General features: G+C 36.3%; 24 protein-coding genes. 22 read left to right on the top strand and 2 right to left on the bottom strand.

Translation table 11 applies throughout. The annotated features are described in order from the left end of the window. The first annotated feature begins 1 nt into the window (after nt 1). The 4 genes from TE34_RS18775 to TE34_RS18760 all read left to right on the top strand — a co-directional run bounded on the left by TE34_RS18775 (nt 2) and on the right by TE34_RS18760 (nt 4,314). Nucleotides 2-751: a class I SAM-dependent DNA methyltransferase gene (locus TE34_RS18775; protein ID WP_047986347.1), complete on the top strand. Its 750-nt coding sequence runs from the start codon at nt 2-4 to the stop codon at nt 749-751. A gap of 87 nt (nt 752-838) precedes the next feature. Then, entirely contained in the window at nt 839-1,420 is a 582-nt protein-coding gene (locus tag TE34_RS18770) for a helix-hairpin-helix domain-containing protein (RefSeq protein WP_047986346.1), read from the top strand. Between the two features lie 61 nt (nt 1,421-1,481). Beyond that, nucleotides 1,482-2,039 (top strand): ComE operon protein 2, encoded by a 558-nt coding sequence (locus TE34_RS18765; RefSeq protein ID WP_047986345.1) that lies wholly within the window; start codon nt 1,482-1,484, stop codon nt 2,037-2,039. Nucleotides 2,040-2,049: 10 nt separating this feature from the next. Beyond that, entirely contained in the window at nt 2,050-4,314 is a 2,265-nt protein-coding gene (locus TE34_RS18760; protein ID WP_047986344.1) for a DNA internalization-related competence protein ComEC/Rec2, read from the top strand. Nucleotides 4,315-4,393: 79 nt separating this feature from the next. On the opposite strand, the gene TE34_RS20855 is transcribed toward TE34_RS18760, so the two are convergent. Next, nucleotides 4,394-4,528 (bottom strand): YqzM family protein, encoded by a 135-nt coding sequence (locus tag TE34_RS20855; RefSeq protein ID WP_047986343.1) that lies wholly within the window; start codon nt 4,526-4,528, stop codon nt 4,394-4,396. Nucleotides 4,529-4,838: 310 nt separating this feature from the next. Here TE34_RS20855 and holA point away from each other — a divergent pair, with 310 nt between their 5' ends. Next, nucleotides 4,839-5,849, top strand: coding sequence for a DNA polymerase III subunit delta (gene holA / locus TE34_RS18750; RefSeq protein ID WP_047986342.1), 1,011 nt, complete (start codon nt 4,839-4,841; stop codon nt 5,847-5,849). 34 nt (nt 5,850-5,883) lie between these two features. Here the strand turns inward: holA and rpsT are convergent, their stop codons facing one another. After that, a complete protein-coding gene (gene rpsT / locus TE34_RS18745; RefSeq protein WP_047986341.1) occupies nt 5,884-6,150 on the bottom strand; it encodes a 30S ribosomal protein S20 in 267 nt (88 codons plus the stop codon). Nucleotides 6,151-6,409: 259 nt separating this feature from the next. Here rpsT and gpr point away from each other — a divergent pair, with 259 nt between their 5' ends. From gpr to floA, 17 genes are all read left to right on the top strand, one after another. Beyond that, nucleotides 6,410-7,510 carry a GPR endopeptidase gene (gene gpr / locus TE34_RS18740; RefSeq protein ID WP_407944380.1) on the top strand — a complete coding sequence of 367 codons (1,101 nt, stop codon included), beginning with the start codon at nt 6,410-6,412 and terminating at the stop codon, nt 7,508-7,510. 106 nt (nt 7,511-7,616) lie between these two features. Further along, nucleotides 7,617-8,783 carry a stage II sporulation protein P gene (gene spoIIP / locus TE34_RS18735; RefSeq protein WP_047986340.1) on the top strand — a complete coding sequence of 389 codons (1,167 nt, stop codon included), beginning with the start codon at nt 7,617-7,619 and terminating at the stop codon, nt 8,781-8,783. Nucleotides 8,784-8,798: 15 nt separating this feature from the next. After that, entirely contained in the window at nt 8,799-9,131 is a 333-nt protein-coding gene (locus tag TE34_RS18730; protein WP_047986339.1) for a hypothetical protein, read from the top strand. 440 nt (nt 9,132-9,571) lie between these two features. Beyond that, nucleotides 9,572-11,380 (top strand): translation elongation factor 4, encoded by a 1,809-nt coding sequence (lepA, locus tag TE34_RS18725; protein WP_047986338.1) that lies wholly within the window; start codon nt 9,572-9,574, stop codon nt 11,378-11,380. A 171-nt stretch (nt 11,381-11,551) separates the two neighbouring features. Then, the gene (gene hemW, locus TE34_RS18720; protein ID WP_047986337.1) at nt 11,552-12,721 is read left to right on the top strand and encodes a radical SAM family heme chaperone HemW; all 1,170 of its coding nucleotides are present in this window, start codon (nt 11,552-11,554) and stop codon (nt 12,719-12,721) included. Nucleotides 12,722-12,788: 67 nt separating this feature from the next. Then, nucleotides 12,789-13,820 carry a heat-inducible transcriptional repressor HrcA gene (gene hrcA / locus TE34_RS18715; RefSeq protein ID WP_047986336.1) on the top strand — a complete coding sequence of 344 codons (1,032 nt, stop codon included), beginning with the start codon at nt 12,789-12,791 and terminating at the stop codon, nt 13,818-13,820. Nucleotides 13,821-13,875: 55 nt separating this feature from the next. Then, complete coding sequence (gene grpE, locus TE34_RS18710) at nt 13,876-14,454, top strand: nucleotide exchange factor GrpE (RefSeq protein ID WP_047986335.1); 579 nt, start codon at nt 13,876-13,878, stop codon at nt 14,452-14,454. Between the two features lie 31 nt (nt 14,455-14,485). Beyond that, complete coding sequence (gene dnaK / locus TE34_RS18705; protein ID WP_047986334.1) at nt 14,486-16,315, top strand: molecular chaperone DnaK; 1,830 nt, start codon at nt 14,486-14,488, stop codon at nt 16,313-16,315. A gap of 417 nt (nt 16,316-16,732) precedes the next feature. Continuing rightward, entirely contained in the window at nt 16,733-17,866 is a 1,134-nt protein-coding gene (gene dnaJ, locus TE34_RS18700) for a molecular chaperone DnaJ (protein ID WP_047986333.1), read from the top strand. Nucleotides 17,867-17,951: 85 nt separating this feature from the next. Beyond that, nucleotides 17,952-18,890, top strand: a complete 939-nt coding sequence (gene prmA, locus TE34_RS18695; RefSeq protein WP_047986332.1) for a 50S ribosomal protein L11 methyltransferase — start codon at nt 17,952-17,954, stop codon at nt 18,888-18,890. A gap of 9 nt (nt 18,891-18,899) precedes the next feature. Beyond that, nucleotides 18,900-19,658, top strand: a complete 759-nt coding sequence (locus TE34_RS18690; RefSeq protein ID WP_047986331.1) for a 16S rRNA (uracil(1498)-N(3))-methyltransferase — start codon at nt 18,900-18,902, stop codon at nt 19,656-19,658. Then, complete coding sequence (mtaB, locus tag TE34_RS18685) at nt 19,658-21,013, top strand: tRNA (N(6)-L-threonylcarbamoyladenosine(37)-C(2))-methylthiotransferase MtaB (protein WP_047986330.1); 1,356 nt, start codon at nt 19,658-19,660, stop codon at nt 21,011-21,013. Before TE34_RS18690 ends, mtaB begins: the two co-directional genes overlap by 1 nt. Before the next feature lie 118 nt (nt 21,014-21,131). Next, complete coding sequence (gene deoC / locus TE34_RS18680; RefSeq protein WP_047986329.1) at nt 21,132-21,803, top strand: deoxyribose-phosphate aldolase; 672 nt, start codon at nt 21,132-21,134, stop codon at nt 21,801-21,803. Nucleotides 21,804-21,936: 133 nt separating this feature from the next. Further along, entirely contained in the window at nt 21,937-22,113 is a 177-nt protein-coding gene (gene rpsU / locus TE34_RS18675) for a 30S ribosomal protein S21 (protein WP_026906232.1), read from the top strand. A 15-nt stretch (nt 22,114-22,128) separates the two neighbouring features. After that, complete coding sequence (locus tag TE34_RS18670; protein ID WP_047986328.1) at nt 22,129-22,575, top strand: GatB/YqeY domain-containing protein; 447 nt, start codon at nt 22,129-22,131, stop codon at nt 22,573-22,575. Nucleotides 22,576-22,784: 209 nt separating this feature from the next. Beyond that, the gene (locus tag TE34_RS18665; protein WP_053075139.1) at nt 22,785-24,107 is read left to right on the top strand and encodes an NfeD family protein; all 1,323 of its coding nucleotides are present in this window, start codon (nt 22,785-22,787) and stop codon (nt 24,105-24,107) included. Nucleotides 24,108-24,156: 49 nt separating this feature from the next. After that, nucleotides 24,157-25,146 (top strand): flotillin-like protein FloA, encoded by a 990-nt coding sequence (floA, locus tag TE34_RS18660; RefSeq protein WP_047986327.1) that lies wholly within the window; start codon nt 24,157-24,159, stop codon nt 25,144-25,146. Nucleotides 25,147-25,177 lie beyond the last annotated feature (31 nt).

Here is a 25,177-nt window from a genome sequence, read left to right as displayed (position 1 = left end):
AATGGCTTATCAATTAATGGCTGGACTTTATGATCAATTTATGGGAGATGCTCCATATGATCAATGGGTTAAATTAACGGAACGAATTATTAAGCAATACGATTTAAAAACACCGCGAATAATTGATTTAGGCTGTGGTACTGGTGAGATTACCATTAAACTGGCTAAAAACTACTCGATAACTGGTATAGACTATTCATCTGATATGTTAACGATTGCTGAGCAAAAAGCGAGTGTGAAGAATCTTAAGATAGACTGGGTTCATCAAGACTTGGTTGACTTAGAAGGTCTGGTAGGATTTGATGTTGCAATTAGTTATTGTGATGTCATCAACTACATCACTAGCATAGAAAGTCTTCAGAAAGTATTTACTAATGTTGCTAAAGCATTGAATGAGAATGGTATACTTGTATTTGATATTCATTCGGTTAAACATGTGGAGGAAGAGTTAGTTGGAAATACATTTTCTGATGTAACAGAAAGTAGTGCTTATATTTGGAATTGCTTTCCTGGAGACCATGAAGGTGAGATGTTCCATGAGCTGACTTTCTTCCAAAAGAATGGGGAAAGTTATTCTAGGTTTGACGAGACTCATCATCAACAAACTTTTGCTGTTCACGTATATAAAGAATTGTTAAATAATGCTGGTTTAGAAATATTAAATATTCATGCAGATTTTTTATTAGAAAATAATTTTTCTGAAAGTAACGCAGAACGAATCTTTATTATTGCACAAAAAAGGACGAGATAATTAACTTATCTTGTCCTATTCTTTTTTTGCCAGGATTTTTTCTTTTAGGTATGATGTAGAACAAAAGGGAAATGAGGTGTGTTCGTTTTGCAGGAAATAATAAAGAAAAATATTATTATTGGATTAATAATTATTGCTGCCATCGTTATCTTTCTTATAGTTCGGGAAGATAATCATGAACAGACAGCAACCTTAATCCCTGTTGAAGCGGATAATGCCATTGAAATAAATAGTATGTCTGATGTAAAGGTAAGCAAAATACTAGTTGATATAAAAGGCGAAGTGAAACAACCAGGTGTTTATGAAATGGATGACAACGCTCGCGTTCAGGATGTCGTGTTGTTGGCGGGTGGCTTTACAAAGGAAGCTGATCAAAACCAGATTAACCTTGCTCAAAAAGTTTTTGATGAAATGATTATCATCGTACCTAAAATGGGCCAGGAAGGTTCGCAGAGTGCGACACAGGCACAAACTAGTAAAATAAGGATTAATTATGCAACTGTTGAAGAGATTCAGAAGTTACCTGGTATAGGTCCCTCTAAAGCGAATGCTATTGTAGAATATCGTGAAGAAAATGGGTATTTTAAAAAAGTAGAAGATTTACTGGAGGTTTCTGGAATAGGTGAGAAAACATTAGAGGCACTTAAAGAAGAAATACAAGTTCCTTAAGTAATTGACGATATATTTAATAGAAAGGTAAACTAGGTTTAAAGAGAGGGGAGTTAAGATAATGGAAAGAATATCATGGAATCAATATTTTATGGCGCAAAGTCAGCTTTTAGCCCTACGAAGTACATGTACAAGACTTATGGTCGGAGCAACAATCGTCCGTGATAAGCGTATTATTGCAGGTGGCTATAATGGTAGTGTATCGGGGAGTGTTCATTGTATCGATGATGAATGTTATGTTATTGATGGTCACTGTGTACGTACTGTTCATGCAGAGGCAAATGCTCTCCTCCAATGTGCTAAGTTTGGAGTGCCAACGGAAAACGCCGATGTTTATGTAACGCATTATCCTTGTTTACAATGTACCAAGCAACTAATTCAAAGTGGCATAAAGAATGTCTATTATGCAGAGGATTATAAAAATCACCCATATGCTGTCCAGTTATTTAAAGAAGCGGGAGTAAGGACAGAAAAAGTGGAATTAGATTATTTATCATTTGATTTAAATTATAAAGAAAAATCTCAATTAATTAAGGAACTATTAGAAATGGTAGATGAGAACGATTCAAGAGAATTCACTTCTCTCAAAGAGAAGGCTACTGAACTATTTAAATTATAGAGGCCAAACAATGAAAGGCTACTGGTATATTCCTGCTCTCTCTGTAGTTTGCAGTGGATTAACGATTGTATTTGATTCCATTTTGTTTTTTGTTGTTTTAGTATGTTGGCTCAGTTATTTATATAAATCTAGACGGTTAGAGAAGTTAGTTATCCTTATTTCTCTAGCCTCTTATCTATTTTTTCTTCTATATATCCCTCCCATCCAACTACTAAATATTAATCATGCCCCTCAAGAAATGAATCTAATAGGTGAAATAATAAGTCCTATTTCTTTATCCGAAACCCTATTACGGTTTGATATTCAAGAGGTTGAAACTAAGCATAAAATCCGAGTATCCGTGTTTAGCCCAAACAACAGTCATTCTGCGCTTACAACTATTCAATCTGGTGCAATGTGTAATTTCCAGGGGGAAATAACGATACCTGACGGAAGTGGAAATCCAGGACAGTTTGATTATCAAAAGTACTTAGCTTCAATGGGGATTTATTACGAAATGATTTCTACTTTGGATGAGATTACTTGTTCAGAAGAAAACAAGATAAACTGGATTTATCAGGTGAGAGGATTGATCAAAGGTCATATTTCTGAACAAATTTCTTTGGTAACTAGCGGGTGGATTAATGCATTAGTACTAGGGGATGATAGCCAGATTGATGATCAAACAACAGAATTATTTCAGAGGTGGGGATTGTCACATTTATTAGCAATTTCGGGTCTTCATATCGGGCTAGTTGTTGGGCTTCTCTATTTATCAACTGTTAGGATTGGATTATTTACTAAAGAAAAGGCTCAGTTATTAATTCTCATGTTCTTACCGGTGTATGCGGTTCTTGCTGGCGGTGCTCCATCCGTCTGGCGAGCGAGCTTAATGGTGATAATTGTAATTCTAATCCAGAAATTAAAAGTTAAGCTAACCGTAACAGACATAATCAGTATTACTTGCTTAGCTCTAATAATGGCAGATCCTTATATTATTTATCAGATAGGGTTTCAATTATCATTTATTGTAACGTTTGGGATTATTTTATCTAAACAATGGCTTTTGGAAGGAAATCTACTTACACAAATGTTAAAGTTAAGTTTTATTTCACAGTTTATGATCATGCCATTACAATTCCTCTATTTTTATCATCTAAACCCACTATCGGTTCTCCTCAATGTTATTGTTGTACCGTATTTTACATTTTTTGTTATCCCACTCATGTTTGTTTTAGTAATTATTGCACCATTACGATTCATACAAGAACCTTTGGACATACTTTTTTCTGTCATCCATGAGAATATTTTTGTTGGTTTTATTGAAATAGTGGATCAAATAGCCTATTTTCCCTGGTATACCGGTAGCTTTCCCCTCCTAACTATCATCATCTATTATGCTTTATTAATAGCCATGATGGGGATGATTCAGAATGGAAGATTAAGACAAGCTTTTATATATGGTATTTCCATAACTCTGTTGTTACTGATATTAGTGATAAGGCCATATTTATCAAGCTATGGCAGTGTAACTATGCTCGATATAGGACAAGGAGATGCCATAGTAATTGAGCTGCCATTTCGAAAAGGGGTATTTTTGGTTGATGCGGGTGCTAAGGTAGGATTTGGAGAGCAGGAGTTATCAGATGCTAATTATAGAAGAATTATCAAACCTTTTCTCCAATATAAGGGTATACAGAAGATTGACGCGATATTCATTAGTCATGAGGATGGTGATCATGCTGGAAGTGTGCATCACATCTTGGAAGATTTTTTTGTGGAAAATATAGTTGTAAGTGAGTATTTCCAACTTGATGAAGATTTGTTACATGCGAATACTAAGAGTAAATTAATAAGGGTAAAAGCAGGACAAACCCTTGATATAAAAGGAAAGAGGTTTACTATTCTTTCTCCCCGGGTAGATAAAAAGGGCAGTAACGAAAATTCACTTGTTTTTCTTTCGGAGTTTGGGAAACAGAATTGGTTATTTACAGGTGATATCGATAAAGAGACAGAGCGTCAAATTCTTCAAACGTTCCCCGAATTAAACATTGACATCTTGAAGGTTGCGCATCATGGAAGTAACACATCCTCAGATTCATTATTTATCTCAAAAACTCAACCAAACTATGCTTTAATTTCTGTTGGCAAAAATAATCGGTATGGTCATCCCTCAACTGATGTACTGGAATTATTGAAAAAACAAAAAGTTAAAACGTTGAGAACAGATGAGTCAGGAGCAATTACATATCGATTTACTAAAAATAGTGGAACTTTTTATTTATTCAAGCCATAGTCTATAAATAGACCTAGTAAAAAAGCAAAAGAGACCGGAAATTTTACCAGTCTCTTTTGCCTGCACCACACTTATGTACTTAAGAACCAATTACACTAATTGTTACACCTATAAAGAATATTAAAAGAAAGAAAACTAAAGAAAATCCGAACCCTTTAATGGAGTCTACAACATCGTTATTTTTTGATTGCGGATTCTTTTCAAATTCATTCATAGCTAACCCTCCCATATCAACCTTTAGTATAAATTAAATACATAAAAAAATCCACCAATGATACAAAAATGTCATAAATAGATTATGCATAACCAAAATTAGAAAGACTTGACAACTATACTTTTGGCTAGAAGGGTCATGCTATAAATAAAGGAAAACATCGCTTAACATATTGTTCCTAGGGCATTATGTTAAACGTTCATATAGATAGGGAGGGAAATTCTTATCCCAAATTTCCCTCTCGGTTTTTCTTGCTATTCACTCAACAACGGATTACCATAAAATATATACCTATTGTGGAGTGAAGAGCATGATTTATACAGAGGCAGTAAAACAATTAAAGAAAAATATCCCAGAAGTCATTTTATTATATGGTTCTGAAAATTATTTTATCCAGAAAATCAAGGATTTATTGGTTAAAAATGTTTTAGACGAGGAAGAGAACTTATCTACATATGATTTAACGGAAACGTCTATCCAAGAAGTAATCGCAGATGTAGAGACGTATCCTTTCTTTGGTGAAAGGAAGTTAGTGATTGCTACAAATGCAGTCTTTCTAAAAGCTAAATCAGACAAGTTGTCATTTGAACATCAACTGCCTGTATTAGAGCAATACTTGCAAAAACCTGTAGATTATACGGTTCTTGTTCTTATTGCGCCGTACGAAAAGATTGATGATCGAAAAAAAATCAGTAAGCAACTGAAAGAAAAAGGGCTTGTAGCGGAATGTAATCCAGTTAAAGAATACGAACTGAAGAATTGGATTATGAATTTAGCAAAGCAGCTGAACATTTCAATTGCAGATGAGGCTTTTCCTATATTCGAGAATGAACTTTCCACAGATCTAAAGATTATTGAAAGTGAGTTAGAGAAAATATCTTTTTATGTTGGAGAAGGCGGTACTGTAACAAGACAGGTTGCTGAAGAGTTGGTATCTCATACGATTAGTAGTTCGGGCATTAGATTAGTGGATGCAGTGATGGATGGTGACTTGGCAAAAGCTATTTCTATCTATAAGGATTTAGAGAAAATGAAGGAAGAACCAATAGCATTGATTGGGCTGTTAGCTTTTCAATTCCGAACTATCTTACGTGTCAAGTTACTGAAGCAAAAAGGTTATAGTTCTGGTCAAATGCAAAAACAATTAGGTGTTCACCCGTATGTTATTAAGATTGCGTTAAGTCGTGAAATAAAGCTTCCCGTTAAGAGATTGGAATATATTATGGATCAACTTACGGAAACGGATGCGATGATTAAGCAGGGGAAAATGGAAAAAGAATTGGCATTTGAGTTACTACTTTTTAATCTAATAAAGCAATAAAAAAACGATCCTGTTAAAGGGATCGTTTTTTCAATTAGGCACCAAGTCCGTTAACTCTTTTAGTTAAACGACTCTTTTGACGAGTACCTGCATTTTTATGGATAAGACCTTTTTGTACAGCTTTATCAATTTTCTTGATCGTAGCAGTTAATGCAGTTTTTGCATTTTCAACATCATTTGCTTCAACAAATTTTTCAACTAGCTTTATTTGTGAACGCATTTCAGATTTGTCTGATTGGTTTTGAGCACGCTTTTTATTGTTTACATCAACACGTTTAATTGCGGATTTAATATTAGCCATTATTTCACCTCCTAGAAACACAAACGTTCATTACACTGAACAAGAGACATTGTACCAAAGTTAGCGCTTGTTTTCAATAAGAAAATTATTTTGAGCTAATAGAAAAATTTACATTACTTTCCTTATCTATTAAAGAAATGACTAATGTAGTGAATGCTCTTTTTATGTAATATTGTATGTTTTTACTGAAAATGTTAAGGCTAATGCTATAGATTTGTGAGATTTTAAGATGCCAGAAAGGATGCGTTTTATTTTGGATATGAAGGAAATGAACGAGAACCAATTGCAGGTTCGTACTGATTTAGCCGTAGAAGCAAAAGATATGTATGTTGAAAAAGAAACACCACCTGAAGATCAAATAAAAGGTGTACAGCTCAAGGATCGAGAGGAAGATGGAATCAAGATCTCTTATGTTGAAATCGATCAGGAAGGTGCAGAATTATTAGGTAAAAAACCAGGATCTTATGTAACCATCTATGCTGATGGTGTGAAAAAACAAGATACAAAGCGCCAAGAAAATGCCGCGAAAATTTTAGCGCGGGAAATAGAGAACTTATTAGAGAAAAATAATATTAAGAAGGATGCAACTGGACTTGTTGTTGGCCTTGGAAATTGGAATGTGACACCAGATGCCCTTGGGCCTATGACAGTTGAGAAGGTATTGGTAACTAGTCACTTGTTTAAGCTTGAACATCAATCTGTGTCTGAAGGATATAGACCAGTGGGAGCGGTAACTCCTGGCGTAATGGGTGTCACGGGGATTGAAACGAGCAATATTATCTTTGGAATTGTGGAAAAGTTTAAGCCTGATTTTGTCATTGCAATTGATGCTTTAGCTTCGAGGTCGATTGAAAGAGTTAATGAAACGATTCAACTTTCAGATTCGGGAATTCACCCTGGTTCAGGTGTTGGAAATAAGCGTAAGGAACTAAGTAAAGAATCCCTTGGTGTACCTGTTCTTGCTATCGGTGTACCAACTGTAGTAGATGCTGTAACAATAACAAGCGATACCATTGATTATATTCTTAAACATTTCGGTAGGGAATGGCGTGAAAAGGACCGTCCTTCGAAAGCATTAGCCCCGGCAAATATGAATTTTGGTGGGAAGAAATATACGGAGGAAGACATGCCGGATGCCGAAAAGAGACAAACATTCTTAGGTATAGTAGGTAATCTATCAGATGAGGAAAAAAGAAAGCTTATTTCGGAGGTGTTGACCCCTACCGGCTATAATATGATGGTTACACCAAAGGAAGTAGATGGTTTTATGGTAGATATGTCACATGTACTAGCGAATGGCATTAATGCTGCATTACACGAAGCAGTAGATGTAGATAATTTTGCTTCGTACTCCAGATAACTAAGGAATAAATCTATTAAATTTTGTGAAAAATGAGAGTATCGGTTCTACCTTCCGATAATTCGTCATAGATTTTACTATAGACGAACTAGGAAGGTGGAACATTATGGTCGGACCTCATCATTATAAGAATAAACGCATTTATTTTTTATTGAAGAAAAGTGCCTTATATTTAATAAGTATTCTATTATTATTTTTATTCATTGGAATTTTCACTTCAATATCACCCGCTCTGCGCCTATCGTCTAACACATTGACGAACTGGACTAGTGAAATAGAGAGTTCGACATTTATGTATTTGTTAGGGTTGGAAAACCGTGTATTTATGGAAGGACTTCCGCCAGATACAGAAATGCCTAAATTGTCTTCAACGCTTTTTCAAATTGCTACAAGTATTAAACCGGATGATCCTAGAAGTTTATTGGGTAATGAACTACCAGGCTTCTCGATTTATGATAGTGAAATTTTTATAGCTGGTGAGGGAACAAATTACACAAATCTGCCGATAGAATCTTCACCACCACTTGAAGAAGTGCTAAAAGAGCGTGAGGCAGTAGTAGATGAAGAAGTTGACAAGGATGAATCAAAAACACCAGATGAAGACATGCCTTCTACAGGAGATAAAAAAGTTGTGTTTGTCTATAACACTCATAACTACGAGTCGTTTTTACCACATCTCCCGGATGTAACTAATCCCAATCTTGCTCAACATAGTGAAGTTAATATTTCGTTGGTTAGTGAGCGCTTCTCCAAGACGTTGGATCAATATGGTATTGGTAACGTGCTTGATAAGACAGATACTATGAAGTTGCTTGATGAAAAGAACATGGAATATTGGCAATCCTACGATGCGATTCGTAATAATGTTCAAGAAGTATTTTCAAATAATAATAATATTCAATATGTATTTGATTTTCATAGGGATTCACAAAGAAAATCTATAACTACTAAAGTTATTGAAGGTAAATCATACGCAAAAATTGCTTTTGTTATTGGTGGAGAAAATAAAAATTATGAAAAAAACCTCGAAATAGCCAGCAAGCTTCATAAATTCATGCAGGAAAAATACCCAGGCCTAAGCAGGGGTGTACTACCACCTAAGAAAGGAACGGGTACAGATGGGGTATTTAACCAAGATTTACATGAAAATGCCCTAACAGTTGAAATTGGTGGTGTTGATAATAATCTTGAGGAATTATATCGTTCAGCGGAAGCCTTGGCAGAAGTATTTAGTGAGTTTTACTGGGATGCCGAAAAGGTAAGTTCCGATTAAAGGGAGGTTCTAGAAATGTTTAAATTTGTATCTGTGATGCTGCTGTTAGTTATATGTTTCTTAGTTGGGGCAATCGTAGGGATTGACTATAATGGTAAGGCCGTGGAATCTATAAAACCTACTGCCATACAAGAAGTAACGGAAACGCAAGCACAGGTTCAACAAACGGTTAATGAAACTGTACAAGAACCTGAGGTTGTAAATCAACAAGTAGTTGCACAAGAACTTTCCAATTCTAATCCGGATCACTTAAGCCAAAAAACAGCATCCTTTCTGGAAGTAATCGTACAAGGGTTTTATGATCTAATAGTTCAAATTCTATATCAAATTTCTCAATTGTTTTTCTAACAAATGAGGGGGTTGGGACATAACTAAAATCAAATGAATTAAAAATGAGAACAATCACCATATTAGCCCCGGAAATATACGGAGACTCCTGTGGGAGGATAGGCATCGGTGAGACCCCGCAAGAGCGATAGCTCTGAGGAGGCTCACCAGCCGCCCACGGAAAGCGCAGTATATTTCCGGGGCGGGGTATGTGCACTAATAATGATGTTCGGATTTAACCTTAATAGAATTACTTTTGTCCCAGTCTCTAAATTTTAATTGAAGATACTCAGATTTGAGCGATGATTTTATTTTTATGCCTCGTATGAACAACTCTTTCTTGAAACTATAGGTTCCAATTGCTATAATCATCCTAGCAATCATCGAATTTTTACTATAGTAAGTATTAAATTTGTACTTTTACTGTTTAATGGTAAAGGCAATAGGAGTGAACACCACGTATGGCAAGAAAACAAGAAAATGTACGTAATTTTTCTATCATAGCCCATATTGACCACGGTAAGTCTACGCTGGCTGACCGTATTTTGGAAAATACACAAACTGTTACAAAACGTGAAATGAAAGAACAATTGCTTGATGCAATGGATTTAGAAAGAGAACGCGGAATTACAATTAAATTAAACGCAGTACAGCTACATTATAAGAGTAAAAGTGGAGAGGATTATACATTTCACTTAATCGATACACCAGGACATGTCGATTTTACATATGAAGTATCTAGAAGTCTTGCAGCTTGTGAAGGTGCTATTTTAGTTGTAGATGCAGCACAAGGAATTGAGGCACAAACTTTAGCTAACGTTTATTTGGCATTAGATAATGATTTGGAAATCATACCTGTTATTAATAAGATTGATTTACCTAGTGCTGATCCAGAGCGAGTGAAAAAAGAATTAGAAGAAGTTATCGGCATTAATCCGGATGATGTTATATTAGCATCAGCTAAAGCGAATATAGGTATTGAAGATATCCTAGAAAGAATAACAGAGGCTGTCCCTCCACCTGTAGGTAACCCCGATGAACCGTTAAAGGCATTGATCTTTGATTCATTATATGATTCGTACCGTGGCGTAATTGCATATGTCTGCATTAAGGAAGGCTCTGTTAAGGTTGGCGATAGGATTAAAATGATGGCCAATGGTAAAGAGTTTGAGGTTAATGAAGTTGGCGTATTTACTCCAAAGCCATTACCGCTTAAAGAGTTAAATGTAGGAGATGTTGGATATATAACCGCATCGATTAAAAATGTTGGTGATACAAGTGTAGGAGACACGATAACCCTAGCTAATAATCCAGCGGTTGAACCACTGCCAGGCTATAGAAGATTAAATCCGATGGTATATTGTGGTCTTTATCCAGTCGACTCTAATAAATATAATGATTTACGTGAAGCACTAGAACGGTTAGAATTGAATGATTCAGCTTTACAATATGAAGCAGAAACTTCACAGGCATTAGGATTTGGATTCCGCTGTGGCTTTTTAGGTCTGTTACATATGGAAATAATCCAAGAACGGATTGAGCGTGAATTTAAGATTGATTTAATCACAACTGCACCTAGTGTAATTTATGAAGTAGAACAAACAGATGGAGAAGCAATCATTATCGATAACCCGTCGATGATGCCCGATCCTCAAAAGATACAAGAGGTTCGTGAACCATTTGTAAAAGCAACGATTATGGTGCCGAATGAGTACGTTGGAGCAGTAATGGAAATTGCCCAGAAGAAACGTGGACAATTCATTGATATGGAATACTTGGATGACATACGTGTAAATGTAATCTATCATATTCCATTATCTGAAATTGTATATGACTTCTTTGACCAATTAAAATCAAATACAAAAGGTTATGCCTCCTTCGATTATGAATTACTAGGTTACCGACCATCTAAGCTTGTGAAAATGGATATTTTACTTAATGCTGAGACAATTGATGCTTTATCATTCATCGTACATAGGGATTTTGCTTATGAACGTGGAAAACAAATCGTAGAAAAGCTAAAAGAATTAATTCCTAGACAACAATTTGAGGTGCCGATACAAGCAGCTATTGGTAATAAAATTGTAGCTAGATCTACAATTAAAGCAATGCGTAAAAATGTTCTAGCGAAATGTTATGGTGGAGATATTTCACGTAAAAGAAAACTACTTGAGAAACAAAAAGAAGGTAAGAAGCGGATGAAAATGGTTGGATCTGTTGAAGTTCCGCAAGAAGCATTCATGGCAGTGTTGAAAATGGATGATGAATAGTGAAGGAGAACGGAAGAACTTTTTAGAAGTTTTTCCTTTTCTTTTTTAGAAATGGGTTCTATCACGATCCACAGCCACTTTCATTTCAACCAATATAACAAAGTTTATGACTTACTTAAGAAAAACAATTAGAAGGCATACTATTAAAGTATTAGTTAGGAGATACGACTTATGATTCAGTCTGTATATATTCATATTCCGTTTTGCCAGCATATTTGTCATTATTGTGATTTTACGAAGTTCTTTTATAATGAGCAGTTGGCTACGGAGTATTTAGAGGCGTTATCCAATGAGGTCAATGTGCAGGTTTCAGGGGAAAAGAATCCTGTGAAGACAATTTTTATTGGAGGAGGTACGCCAACAGCCTTAACGCATTTACAATTAAAAAAGCTCCTTTCTTTAATTTCGGATAAATTTGATGTGTGGAATTGCGAGGAATACACAATCGAAGCGAACCCAGGTGACTTCGATGAAGAGAAGGCTAAGCTATTAAGAGAATATGGTATTAATCGTGTCTCGTTAGGTGTACAAGTCTTTGATGATGTAATGTTAAAGGAGTTAGGCAGAGCACATCGAATAGAGGATGTATATAAAACTGTTGACCTATTAAAACAACAAGGACTAAATAATATTAGTTTGGACATGATTTATTCTTTACCAAACCAAACTGCGGAACACTTTGAGCGTACAGTGAAAGAAGCACTTTCTTTTGATTTACCTCATTATTCGGCGTACTCCTTGCAAATCGAACCTAAAACAATTTTCTATAACCGATATAAAAAGGGGAAACTCCACCGTCCTGCACAAGAAGAAGAAGTTAAAATGTATGAGATCTTAAAGAAGAATATGAAACAAGCCGGTTTGAAACAATATGAAATTAGTAATTTTGCTAAGCCTGGATTTGAAAGTAAGCATAATTTAACCTATTGGAACAATGATTATTACTATGGATTTGGTGCTGGGGCGAGTGGATACCTACCTGGAAAAAGAACACAAAATATCCGACCATTACCAGCCTATATCAAACAGGCAATGGATGATGGAAAACCAGTATTAAGAATCGACACAATAGGATTAAAAGAGAAAATTGAGGAAGAATTATTTTTAGGATTACGTAAACTTAGTGGGATAAACAAAAATGACTTTCAATCCAAATTTGGATTTTCTCATGATTTACTCTATTCAAATGAGATAATGCATCTTAAGCAAAAAGGATGGTTAATAGAAGATGTTGAAACAATTCATCTGACTGAGGAAGGTATCCTCTTTGGAAATGAAGCATTTGAATATTTTCTTTTAGAAGACAACGATTTAGAGGCAATTGCATTGACAAAAAAATAAGGATTTGATAATTTATTATTAGAATTAGCACTCAAGTAATGAGAGTGCTAACAGAGGTGATCATTAAATGTTATCAGATAGGCAATTAATGATTTTGCAAGTTATAATTGATGATTTTATTGAATCGGCTCACCCAGTTGGATCACGTGCTATTTCAAAAAAAGATGAAATATCTCTTAGTGCTGCATCCATACGTAATGTGATGTCTGACCTAGAAGAAATGGGTTATATCGAGAAAACTCATTCTTCTTCAGGTCGTGTACCTTCAGAGAAAGGTTATCGTTATTACGTAGATAATGTCATTGCACCGACAGTTGGGAAAAGCAATCTATATCTTATGAAAGATTTAATACGGGATGAATTTGTTGATTTTGAAAAGCTCGTTCAAAAATCTGCTGAGGTGTTATCTGATTTAACCAATTATACTTCCATCATTTTAGGTCCAGAGGTTTTTGAGACTAAAGTAAAACAACTGCAAATTGTGTCAATTTCAGAGTATTCAGCTGTTGCAATCCTTGTAACAGACTCAGGTCATGTGGAGCATCGTTCATTCACTATTCCAGCTGAGATTAGTGCCTCCGATTTAGAAAAAATCGTCAATATACTAAATGAACGACTAAAAGGAGTTTCCCTTGCCCAGCTTCCTGAAGTAATCACAACAGAAGTAATATCTTTAATGCGAATCTATGTACGAGATTTCGAAAAATCCTTTAAATATCTTCAATCGGCGTTCTTTCAGGATCAACCAGTCAAGTTATATATTGGTGGTAAGACTAACCTGTTAGCACAACCGGAGTTTAATGATATTAACAAGGTTCGTTCATTCTATCAGATGATGGAGAATGAAGACCGGGTTGTGAACTTACTTAAAACACCCCAACATGGTATAAAAGTGACGATTGGGAATGAGAATGAGTTCGATGAGATAAAGGACTTTAGTCTAATTACTGCGTCTTATCAATTAGGCGCGGAACAAATGGGTACAATTGCATTATTAGGACCTACTCGTATGGAATATCGAAAAGTTATTACATTACTGAATGCTTTATCAAATGAAATGACAGATGCATTGTACTTATGGTATAAAAACAACGGATAGTATAGTAAAAAAATGGAAAGCTTTATGCATGTAATGTATTTTGGAGGTGCCCGACTTGGAAGAAAAGGACGTTACAGGTAACGAAGAAGAAGTTATCTTAGAAGAAGAACAGGATAATGTTCAAGAAAGTTCTAATGATTCTAATCAAGTAAACGAAGAAGAAACATCTGAAGTAACCAATGAAATTGAGGCAGAATTGGATAGCCTACAAAAGGAAAAAGAAGAGTTATATCAGAGATTATTAAGGACACAAGCTGAATTTGATAACTTCAAAAAGCGTTCGCTAAAGGAAAGAGAAGCAGAACGTAAGTACAAAGCACAAGATGTAGTGACAGACTTATTACCTGCAATTGATAACTTTGAGCGTGCCTTACAAGTGGAGGCAACAGATGCTAACAAAGGTCTTTTAGATGGGATTTCAATGGTTTATAGACAAATTGTTGATGCACTCAAAACGCATCATGTTGAGCCAATTGAATCTGTTGGACAAGAATTTGATCCTAATATTCATCAGGCAGTAATGCAGGTAGAAGATGATAATTTTGATGCAAATGTTGTTGTAGAAGAATTGCAAAAAGGATATATGATTAAAGATCGTGTTATCCGTCCAGCTATGGTGAAAGTAAATAAATAAACAGACGTAGATTCAAGGAGGAAATAAAACTATGAGTAAAATAATTGGAATTGACTTAGGTACAACAAACTCATGTGTTGCAGTTATGGAAGGTGGAGAAGCGGTTGTAATCCCTAATCCAGAGGGGAATCGCACTACGCCATCAGTTGTAGCTTTTAAAAACGGTGAAAGACAAGTTGGGGAAGTAGCAAAGCGTCAAGCGATTACAAACCCAAATACGATCCAATCAATTAAGCGTCATATGGGTACAGATTACAAAGAGACTATTGAAGATAAAGATTATACTCCACAAGAAGTATCAGCTATTATTCTTCAACACCTAAAATCATACGCTGAAGATTATATTGGTGAAAAAGTAGAAAAAGCGGTAATTACGGTACCTGCATACTTTAATGATGCAGAACGCCAAGCAACAAAAGACGCAGGTCGTATAGCAGGTCTTGAAGTAGAACGTATTATTAACGAGCCTACTGCTGCAGCACTTGCATACGGCATTGAAAAGTCAAATGAAGACCAAACAATCTTAGTTTATGACCTTGGTGGAGGTACTTTCGACGTATCCATCCTTGATATCGGCGATGGGACATTTGAAGTTATTTCAACAGCTGGTGATAATCGCCTAGGTGGAGATGACTTTGATGATGTTATTATTGAACATTTAGTAGCAGAGTTTAAAAAGGAAAATGGAATTGATCTTTCTAAGGATAAAATGGCGATGCAACGTCTAAAAGATGCCGCTGAGAAAGCGAAGAAAGACTTATCAGGTGTTTCACAAACTCAAGTGTCGTTACCATTTATTACGGCTGGAGAAGCTGGACCATTACATTTAGAAATGAACTTAACACGTGCTAAGTTTGAAGAACTATCTTCTGATCTAGTAGAGCGTACGATGGTACCAACTCGCAAGGCGTTACGTGATGCAGATTTAACTGCTAGTGATATTGATAAAGTTATTTTAGTAGGTGGATCCACACGTATTCCTGCTGTTCAAGAAGCAATTAAACGTGAAATTGGTAAAGACCCATCTAAAGGTGTAAACCCTGATGAAGTTGTAGCACTTGGCGCTGCTATCCAAGGTGGAGTATTACAAGGTGATGTGAAAGACGTTGTTTTACTAGATGTTACACCACTTTCATTAGGTATTGAAACAATGGGCGGAGTATTTACAAAACTAATTGAGAGAAATACGACTATCCCTACTAGTCATTCTCAAGTTTTCTCTACAGCTGCAGATAATCAGACAGCAGTGGATATTCATGTACTTCAAGGAGAACGTGAAATGGCACAAGATAATAAGACACTTGGCCGTTTCCAATTAGCTGATATCCCACCAGCACCAAGAGGAGTACCACAAATTGAGGTTTCTTTCGATATTGACGCTAATGGTATTGTTAACGTACGAGCGAAAGATATGGGTACGAACAAAGAGCAATCAATTACAATCAAATCTTCTTCTGGTCTATCTGATGAAGAAGTAGATCGCATGGTAAAAGAAGCAGAAGAAAATGCAGATGCAGATAAAAAACGCCGTGAAGAAGTAGAATTACGCAATGAATCAGACCAACTAATCTTCACTACGGATAAAACATTAAAAGATTTAGCTGACAAAGTGTCTGATGAAGAAAAACAAAAGGCAGAAGCAGCTAAAGAAGAGTTGAAGAAATCATTAGAAGGTACTGACCTTGACGATATCAAGGCTAAAAAAGAAACTCTACAAGAACAAGTACAACAATTATCCGTTAAACTTTATGAGCAAATGGCACAACAGAATCAAGCTGGTCAGGAACAAGCTGAACCAAACTCAGCAGAAGACGTTGTAGATGCAGATTACCAAGAAGTGGATGACGAAGATAAAAAATAAGTAAATATAGGTAATAAAAAAGTCAAAGTCAGGACCTTCTTGGCTTTGACTTTTTGGCTTGGTGGTTCTCAGTAGAAGAAAGCAAATCTGGTATCTTCTCGGAGCAGCCAGTATTCACGTAGACTCCTTGAAAAAGAAAACCACTTTTTCTGCGTGCGATGAGTCGCTTTCGAAGCATTCCTTGTCCTGCGGGAGGATAGGCATAGGTGAGACCCCGGAGTGCGTTTGCACGAGGAGGCTCACCAGCCGCCCGCGGAAAGCGAAGTGTATACTGGCTGCGGACTAACTATTAAAAACAAAATCTAAGAAATCAACCTTTCTCTATAAAAGAAAAACAACGGTGAACCATTTGCCAGTGTATTATTGTTAATGTTATGATTTACTCTATGTGAAAGTGATTCGGGAGAGTGATACAGAGTGTCGAAACGAGATTATTATGAAGTTTTGGGTGTCGATAAAGGTGCATCCAAAGAAGAAGTTAAAAAAGCATATCGCAAATTGGCTCGGGAATATCATCCAGATGTAAATAAAGAGCCTGATGCAGCTGATAAATTTAAAGAAGTAAAAGAAGCCTATGAAACACTATCCAATGAACAAAAGCGGGCACAATATGATCAATTTGGTCATGCAGGAATGAATGGTGGCCAAGGTTTCGGAGGATTTGGTGGTGGAGCACAAGACTTCGGTGGCTTTGGTGATATATTTGATATGTTCTTTGGTGGTGGAGGTGGTCGAAGAAGAGACCCTAACGCACCACAACAAGGTGCAGATCTACAATATACAATGGTTCTTGACTTTGAAGAAGCAATCTTCGGTAAAGAAGCAGATATTACGATACCTAAAGATGAAGAGTGTAATACTTGTCACGGCTCTGGAGCTAAGCCTGGTACTAAACCAGAAACATGTACACACTGCCATGGCTTGGGACAATTAAATACTGAACAAAACACACCTTTTGGTCGTGTTGTAAACCGTCGAGTTTGTCATTACTGTAGTGGTTCTGGAAAAATGATTACAGACAAATGTACAACATGTAGTGGAAAAGGAACCGTTAAAAAGAATAAGAAAATCCATATCAATATTCCGGCTGGAATTGATGAAGGTCAACAAATTCGTGTTGCGGGTAAAGGTGAACCAGGTAAGAATGGTGGTCCTGCTGGTGACTTATATGTTGTCATTCAAGTTCGTAATCATGAGTTCTTTACTAGAGAAGGAGATCACATCTTCTGTGAATTGCCTCTAAACTTTACACAGGCTGCTCTCGGTGATGAAGTAGAGGTACCGACAGTTCATGGTAAAGTTAAACTTAAAATACCTGCAGGAACACAAACTGGAAAAGTATTTCGCCTGAAAGGAAAAGGCGCACCAAATGTCAGAGGGTATGGTCAAGGCGATCAACATATTAAAGTTCGTATTGTAACACCAACAAAGTTAACGGACCGCCAAAAGGAATTGCTACGTGAATTTAATGACATTGCTGGTTATGAGAAAACAGAAGAACAAGATGACTCTCTATTCCAGAAGTTTAAAAGAGCATTTAAAGGGGATTAAGGGTTACACCTAATTCCCAATACATAACTAATTATCCGATCAGGAACAATAGACAATAACATAAATGGAAAAGAGTGAGATTCATTTGAAATGGTCAGAAATGTGTATTCATACAACTAATGAAGCGATTGAACCGATTTCAAATATACTACATGAATTAGGTGCTAGTGGTGTTGTTATTGAAGACCCGTTAGATTTGGTAGTTGAAAAGGATGCTATGTTTGGAGAAATATTCGAACTAGATGCCAAAGATTATCCTGAAGAAGGGGTTTATATTAAGGCTTATTTGCCATTTAACAGTTTTCTTGGTGAAACTGTAGAAGAAATTAAACAAGCAATAAATAATTTAATCATGTTTGATATTGATTTGGGGCCAAATCAAATTTCCTTAAGTGAAGTCAATGAAGAAGATTGGGCAACAGCATGGAAAAAATATTATAAACCAGTACAGATTTCGGATAAGATTACTATAACTCCAACTTGGGAAGAATACACACCTAAATCTAGTAATGAAATCGTTATTGAATTGGATCCTGGTATGGCATTTGGTACGGGAACTCATCCAACCACTGTTTTAAGTATTCGCGCATTAGAGAAGTATATAAGTGGTCAGGAGACGGTAATTGATGTTGGATGTGGATCAGGAGTTCTTAGTATTGCATCAGCATTACTCGGGGCAGAGGAAATATATGCCTATGATTTGGATGAAATAGCAGTTAAGAGCACACAGTTAAATGCTAAAGTAAATAAAGTCAATCCATCTATTCACACAAAACAAAATAATTTACTTAATAATGTGGATATAAAAGCTGATATTATAGTTTCCAATATTCTAGCAGAAATCATTGTTCGATTTATTAAAGAAGCATGGGAAAATCTTGTTGACGGCGGCTACTTCATTACATCAGGTATTATTCAAGCAAAACAACAAATTGTATTAGATCAGCTTGAAGAACAAGGTTTTGAAATTATTGAAATCAATGAGTTAGAAGATTGGGTTTCTGTAGTAGCAAAGAAAAAGTAGGTGCATGTGATGCAGAGATATTTTATCCCAGAGGAAAATTGGAATAATGATATGGTAGTTATTGATGGAGACGATGCTCATCACATTATACGAGTGATGCGAATGCAAATCGATGATAAAATTATTTGTAACCCACCTCATTCTAAAGCAGCAATATGTAAAATTAAACAGATTGGTAATGACACTGTTAGTGCTGAGGTTGTAGAATGGATGGAAAAGGATGCAGAGCTTCCAGTTCAAGTCACTATTGCACAAGGATTACCTAAGGGTGATAAGATGGATTGGATTTTGCAAAAAGGGACTGAACTGGGTGCATCAGCATTTATTCCCTTTCAGTCTGATCGTTCTGTTGTTAAATGGGACGCAAAAAAAGCAGAAAAAAAATTGATGCGCTATGCAAAAATTGTAAAAGAAGCAAGTGAGCAAACCCATCGCAACCAATTACCAGAAATTAAACCAGCAATGAGTTTAAAACAGTTAATTGAAGAGAGTACTACATATCAAGTACGGCTAATTGCGTATGAGGAAGAAGCCAAAACCGCATCTTTCCAGTCTTTTGCAAACATCGTTAGTAAACTAAAAGCAGGAGATAAGATTCTTATATGTATAGGGCCAGAAGGTGGCTTCTCTCCCGTAGAAGTAGATTCATTAAAAGAACATAGCTTTTTGCCAGTCCGTTTAGGTCCAAGAATATTAAGGACTGAAACAGCGGCTCTATATGCACTTGCTAGTATTTCGTATCACTTGGAAGAATTGGAGGGCTTGTAATGCCAACAGTTGCATTTCACACATTAGGTTGTAAAGTAAATCATTATGAAACAGAAGGTATTTGGCGCATGTTCATGGAACAGGGGTATGAACGTGTGGATTTTGACCATGATTCCGATGTCTATGTAATCAATACATGTACAGTAACAAATTCTGGTGACAAGAAGAGTAGACAAACAATAAGAAGAGCTGTACGTAAAAATCCGGATGCGATAGTTTGTGTTACAGGTTGTTACGCGCAAACGTCTCCTGGTGAGATTCTTGAAATACCTGGGGTAGACGTAGTTGTCGGAACCCAAGACCGGAAGAACATGATTAAATACATTGAAAACCATAAGACAACGAGAGAACCGGTTAATGGCGTATCAAACATAATGAAAAACCGAGTATTTGAAGAGATGGATGTCCCTGAGTTTTCTGATAGAACGAGGGCCTCGTTAAAAATTCAGGAAGGTTGTAATAACTTTTGTACGTTCTGTATTATCCCTTGGTCTAGAGGGTTATTACGCTCGAGAGATCCAGAAAGTGTAATTAGTCAAGCTCAAAAACTAGTCGAAGCAGGTTATAAAGAAGTTGTTCTAACCGGTATTCACACAGCAGGATATGGTGAAGATTTAAATGATTATAACTTTGCTAGACTGCTATTAGACCTCGAGTCTAAAGTTGATGGACTGGAACGTATCCGTATTTCATCTATCGAAGCAAGTCAAATTACCGATGAAGTTATTAGTGTATTAGACAAATCAGAGAAGATTGTTCGTCACCTTCATATTCCATTACAATCTGGTTCAGACACGGTATTAAAACGAATGAGAAGGAAGTATTCTACTGAGTATTATTACCAAAAGGTAGAAAAAATCCGAAAGGCTTTACCTGATCTCGCAATAACTTCTGATGTGATTGTAGGTTTCCCAGGTGAAACAGAAGAAGAATTCATGGAAACATATAACTTTATTAAGAAAGTCGGATATTCAGAATTACATGTATTTCCATTTTCACGCAGAACAGGTACTCCTGCTGCAAGAATGGAAGACCAAGTTGATGAGGATATCAAAAATGAGCGGGTGCAACAAATGATTGACTTGTCGGAAGAACTTGCCAAAGAATATGCTTCTCGTTATGAAGATGAAGTTTTAGAAGTTATACCAGAAGAACGTGTTCTTGATGAGGATAATCCACATATGCTAGTTGGATATACGGACAACTATCTTAAAGTGAGGTTTGAAGGTACACAAGATATGATTGGTAAAATCGTACGTGTAAAAATTAATAAATCTGGCTATCCATATAATGAAGGTACATTTGTACGTATCATGGACAGTGCAACACACGGTAAAATAAAAATGAATGCCTAGTCGGAAGACTGGGCATTTTACTTAACGACTAAAAAAATTTATAATAGATAGCTTTTTATTTTGGAAGATGCTATGATTGTCAAAGAGGTACGTACAACTAAAGAAGGGAAGAATCATTATGATTACTAATTTAGAAAAATATATTGACCATACACTTTTAAAGCCAGATACAACAAAAGAAAGTATTTTGAAAATTGTTAAAGAAGCAAAGGAATATGAATTTGCTTCCGTATGTGTAAATCCACACTGGGTTTCATTATGCTATGATCATTTAAAAGATACTTCTGTTAAGGTTTGTACGGTAATTGGTTTTCCTTTAGGTGCAACTTCTACACCAACAAAAGTTTTCGAAACGAAACAAGCCATTTCGGATGGTGCAACAGAGGTCGACATGGTGATTAATGTCGGCGAACTAAAAACAGGTAATGATGAATTTGTTAAACAAGATATCCAGGCAGTTGTTAATGAAGCAAAAGGACAAGCCTTAACAAAAGTAATCATTGAGACGTCACTATTGACAGAAGATGAGAAGGTTCGTGCTTGTAAACTTGCTAAAGAAGCTGGTGCAGATTTCGTAAAAACTTCAACTGGTTTTTCCGGTGGAGGAGCTACTGTAGAAGATATTACGTTAATGCGCAAAACAGTCGGACCAGATATGGGAGTAAAAGCTTCCGGAGGGGTAAGAGATTTGGCTGGTGCAGAAGCAATGATTAATGCAGGAGCAACCAGAATTGGTGCAAGCGCAGGAGTGGATATTATTAACGGAAACAAAGGCACGTCAGATTATTAATACCAATTGTATTACTAGAATTAAAATAATCAGTTGACCGATGTTTCTAGTTATATTATAATTACAAAAGGCATGTGATATGTACATATGCCTTTATAATCTGTTTTTTTGCTTCGGAGGGAGGGAAATTAGCATGTCAAATACAACTCGCGTTCGTAAAAACGAGTCTCTTGAGGATGCTCTTCGTCGCTTTAAACGTAGTGTAGCAAAAAGTGGGACACTACAAGAATATCGTAAGCGTGAACACTATGAAAAACCTAGCGTTAAGCGTAAAAAGAAATCTGAAGCTGCTAGAAAGCGTAAATTCTAAAGTAGGTGCTCTGAAGTGTCTTTACTATCACAGTTAAACGACGATATGAAGCAAGCGATGAAGAATAAAGACAAAGAAAGACTTAGTGTTATTCGAATGGTTAAAGCTTCATTACAAAATGAATCGATTAAACTTGGTAAGAATGAGTTATCGGAAGATGAAGATATAACAATTTTATCAAGAGAATTGAAACAAAGAAAAGATTCCCTCCAAGAATTTAAATCAGCTGGACGCGATGATCTTGTTGAAAAACTTGAAACGGAAATCAAAATAATTCAAGCGTATATGCCTGAACAGCTTTCTGATGAAGAGCTTTCAGCGATTGTTCAAGAAACGATTCAAGAAACTGGTGCATCTTCAAAGAAAGATATGGGTAAAGTGATGAGTGCGATTATGCCTAAAGTAAAAGGTAAGGCAGACGGCTCTAAAATTAATAAATTAGTTCAAGAACATTTGAATTAAGTATACCCTTTAAACCCTTGCTATTTAAGCAAGGGTTTTTAATTTACCCAACTTAAATAATATTACCCATTAACTTATCTCATTTCCCTACCTTTCACATAGATAACTATGGTACTATTTATGTATATTAACATGTCCTTTTTTAACTTTTTGAAACCTAAGTAAACTATAAGACGTATAAACTAATGTATGAAAAGGGGGTGTAATAATTGCAGAAAAAACATTTACTATTTTATAGTTCATTATTCATTATCCTATCTTTATTTTTGCCTTCTAGTTTTAGCTACGCTAACGACCAGGGCGGAGGAAAACTAATCTATGTTATTCCTATTGAGGATGATGTTGAACGGGGATTGGAAGCCTTCTTATCTAGAACAACAGAAGAAGCACTTGAAGCAGGAGCAGATCATATTATCTTTGAAATTAATACTCCTGGGGGAAGTGTCGAGGCTGCAGATAATATAGGAACAATTATTGCCAATCTAGATATCCCTACAACCTCTTATATTATAAGCCAAGCATTGTCAGCAGGATCGTATATCGCCTTACATACAGATAACATTTATATGACTCCACGGGCAACGATGGGGGCTAGTGGTGTTATCAATTCGGATGGTACTGCGGCAGATAAAAAAGCACAATCTGCTTGGTTAAAAGCAATGACAAGTGCTGCCGAATCCGGTGGAAGAAACCCTCTCTATGCTGCGGCCATGGCTGATTCGAGTATTGATTTACCTGAGCTTGATGCGGGAGAAGGGGAGTTTTTAACTTTAACTCCACAAGAAGCATTAGAGGTTGGTTACACAGAAGGTATCGTGTCCGATAGAACCGAATTGCTTTATGAATTAGGGTTATCCAAAGGCACGGTTATTCAAACTGATCCAACACTTGCAGAGAATATTGCAAGATTTATTACAAACCCAATTGTGGTATCTATTCTACTATCATTAGCAGGTCTTGGATTAATTGTTGAACTTTATTCACCAGGATTTGGTGTGCCAGGAAGTATTGGACTTATATCTCTAGTTCTCTTTTTCTATGGGCATGTCGTAGCTGGACTTGCTGGAATGGAAGCTATTATTATTCTTTTAATAGGGCTAGCATTGATTATTGCGGAATTTTTTGTACCAGGTGGTATATTAGGTTTATTAGGTGTAGGGGCAATTATTGGGTCGTTATTCATGTCAGGAGCAAATGTAGGAGATATGATGATGAGTGTTTCCATTGCCTTTATTGTTGCAATTGTTGCCGCTGTAATATTATTTAGAAGAATAGGTCTTGATAAAGGTGTGTTCCGCCATGTCATTCTTAGAGACCGTACTACAACAGAGTTAGGTTATGTTTCGAATGAAAATCGTCTTGACTTAATTGGAATGGTTGGAATAACGGTAACTGCCCTTAGGCCTTCTGGAGTTGCTGTTGTTGGAAATGAACGCGTCGATGTAGTATCTGAAGGTAGTTTTATCCAGAAAGATACTAAGGTAAAAGTAGTAAAGGTAGAAGGAGTACGTGTTATTGTAAGAGAATTATAAGGTTAAATTATTAACCTATAATATAAAAAATTGTTCTAGGAGGATATATATGAGTGAAGAAATTATTTTGCCTGTGATACTAATCGCAGTAATCTTGATTGCTGTAGCAATCTTATTTACATTCATTCCTGTAACGCTATGGATTAGTGCATTAGCTGCAGGGGTAAGAGTTGGGATTTTACAATTAGTAGGGATGCGTTTACGTCGAGTAGTACCTAGTCGCGTGATTAACCCTTTAATCAAAGCACATAAAGCTGGTCTTGCAGTAACTACTAACCAACTGGAGAGCCATTACTTAGCTGGTGGTAACGTAGACAGAGTTGTTAATGCCTTAATCGCTGCACACCGTGCAAATATTGAATTAACTTTTGAACGTGCTGCTGCAATTGACCTTGCGGGGCGTGATGTACTTGAAGCTGTACAAATGAGTGTTAACCCAGAAGTAATTGAAACACCGTTTATCGCAGGGATCGCGATGGATGGTATCGAGGTAAAAGCGAAAGCTAGAATCACCGTACGTGCTAACATTGACCGCTTAGTCGGGGGGGCTGGTGAAGAAACAATCATTGCCCGTGTTGGTGAAGGTGTTGTTAGTACAATTGGTAGTTCAGAAACACATGCAAAAGTACTAGAAAACCCAGATATGATTTCACATACTGTACTTGCTAAAGGATTAGATGCTGGTACAGCATTTGAAATCCTGTCAATTGATATAGCAGATGTTGATATCGGTAAGAACATTGGTGCAATGCTACAAACTGACCAAGCTGAGGCAGACAAAAAGATTGCACAGGCGAAAGCAGAAGAGCGTCGTGCTATGGCAGTTGCTCAAGAACAAGAAATGGTTGCACGTGTTCAAGAAATGCGCGCGAAGGTTGTTGAAGCAGAAGCGGACGTACCACTTGCTCTTGCTGAAGCATTGAGAACTGGAAAATTAGGTGTTATGGATTACCTAAACTATGAAAACATAAATGCTGATACAGATATGCGTGATTCTATTGGCAAACTATCTAAAGAAGATAATGACGATGAAAAGTAATATTCTTTATTATAAAATGAAGAGGGGGAAA

The organism is Ornithinibacillus californiensis (assembly GCF_001038485.1).
Taxonomy (GTDB): domain Bacteria; phylum Bacillota; class Bacilli; order Bacillales; family Amphibacillaceae; genus Ornithinibacillus; species Ornithinibacillus californiensis.
Note: the sequence above shows the minus strand (reverse complement) of the source record. Positions and strands in the feature narration are given on the sequence as shown.

What these genes read in the sequence shown, in the direction of transcription:
- TE34_RS18775 (WP_047986347.1), top strand. Translation starts at nt 2, where the DNA reads ATGGCTTATCAATTAATGGCTGGACTTTATGATCAATTTATGGGAGAT.
- TE34_RS18765 (WP_047986345.1), top strand. Translation starts at nt 1,482, where the DNA reads ATGGAAAGAATATCATGGAATCAATATTTTATGGCGCAAAGTCAGCTT.
- TE34_RS18760 (WP_047986344.1), top strand. Translation starts at nt 2,050, where the DNA reads ATGAAAGGCTACTGGTATATTCCTGCTCTCTCTGTAGTTTGCAGTGGA.
- TE34_RS20855 (WP_047986343.1), bottom strand. Translation starts at nt 4,528, where the DNA reads ATGAATGAATTTGAAAAGAATCCGCAATCAAAAAATAACGATGTTGTA.
- holA (WP_047986342.1), top strand. Translation starts at nt 4,839, where the DNA reads ATGATTTATACAGAGGCAGTAAAACAATTAAAGAAAAATATCCCAGAA.
- rpsT (WP_047986341.1), bottom strand. Translation starts at nt 6,150, where the DNA reads ATGGCTAATATTAAATCCGCAATTAAACGTGTTGATGTAAACAATAAA.
- gpr (WP_407944380.1), top strand. Translation starts at nt 6,410, where the DNA reads ATGAAGGAAATGAACGAGAACCAATTGCAGGTTCGTACTGATTTAGCC.
- spoIIP (WP_047986340.1), top strand. Translation starts at nt 7,617, where the DNA reads ATGGTCGGACCTCATCATTATAAGAATAAACGCATTTATTTTTTATTG.
- TE34_RS18730 (WP_047986339.1), top strand. Translation starts at nt 8,799, where the DNA reads ATGTTTAAATTTGTATCTGTGATGCTGCTGTTAGTTATATGTTTCTTA.
- lepA (WP_047986338.1), top strand. Translation starts at nt 9,572, where the DNA reads ATGGCAAGAAAACAAGAAAATGTACGTAATTTTTCTATCATAGCCCAT.
- hemW (WP_047986337.1), top strand. Translation starts at nt 11,552, where the DNA reads ATGATTCAGTCTGTATATATTCATATTCCGTTTTGCCAGCATATTTGT.
- hrcA (WP_047986336.1), top strand. Translation starts at nt 12,789, where the DNA reads ATGTTATCAGATAGGCAATTAATGATTTTGCAAGTTATAATTGATGAT.
- dnaK (WP_047986334.1), top strand. Translation starts at nt 14,486, where the DNA reads ATGAGTAAAATAATTGGAATTGACTTAGGTACAACAAACTCATGTGTT.
- TE34_RS18690 (WP_047986331.1), top strand. Translation starts at nt 18,900, where the DNA reads ATGCAGAGATATTTTATCCCAGAGGAAAATTGGAATAATGATATGGTA.
- mtaB (WP_047986330.1), top strand. Translation starts at nt 19,658, where the DNA reads ATGCCAACAGTTGCATTTCACACATTAGGTTGTAAAGTAAATCATTAT.
- deoC (WP_047986329.1), top strand. Translation starts at nt 21,132, where the DNA reads ATGATTACTAATTTAGAAAAATATATTGACCATACACTTTTAAAGCCA.
- rpsU (WP_026906232.1), top strand. Translation starts at nt 21,937, where the DNA reads ATGTCAAATACAACTCGCGTTCGTAAAAACGAGTCTCTTGAGGATGCT.
- floA (WP_047986327.1), top strand. Translation starts at nt 24,157, where the DNA reads ATGAGTGAAGAAATTATTTTGCCTGTGATACTAATCGCAGTAATCTTG.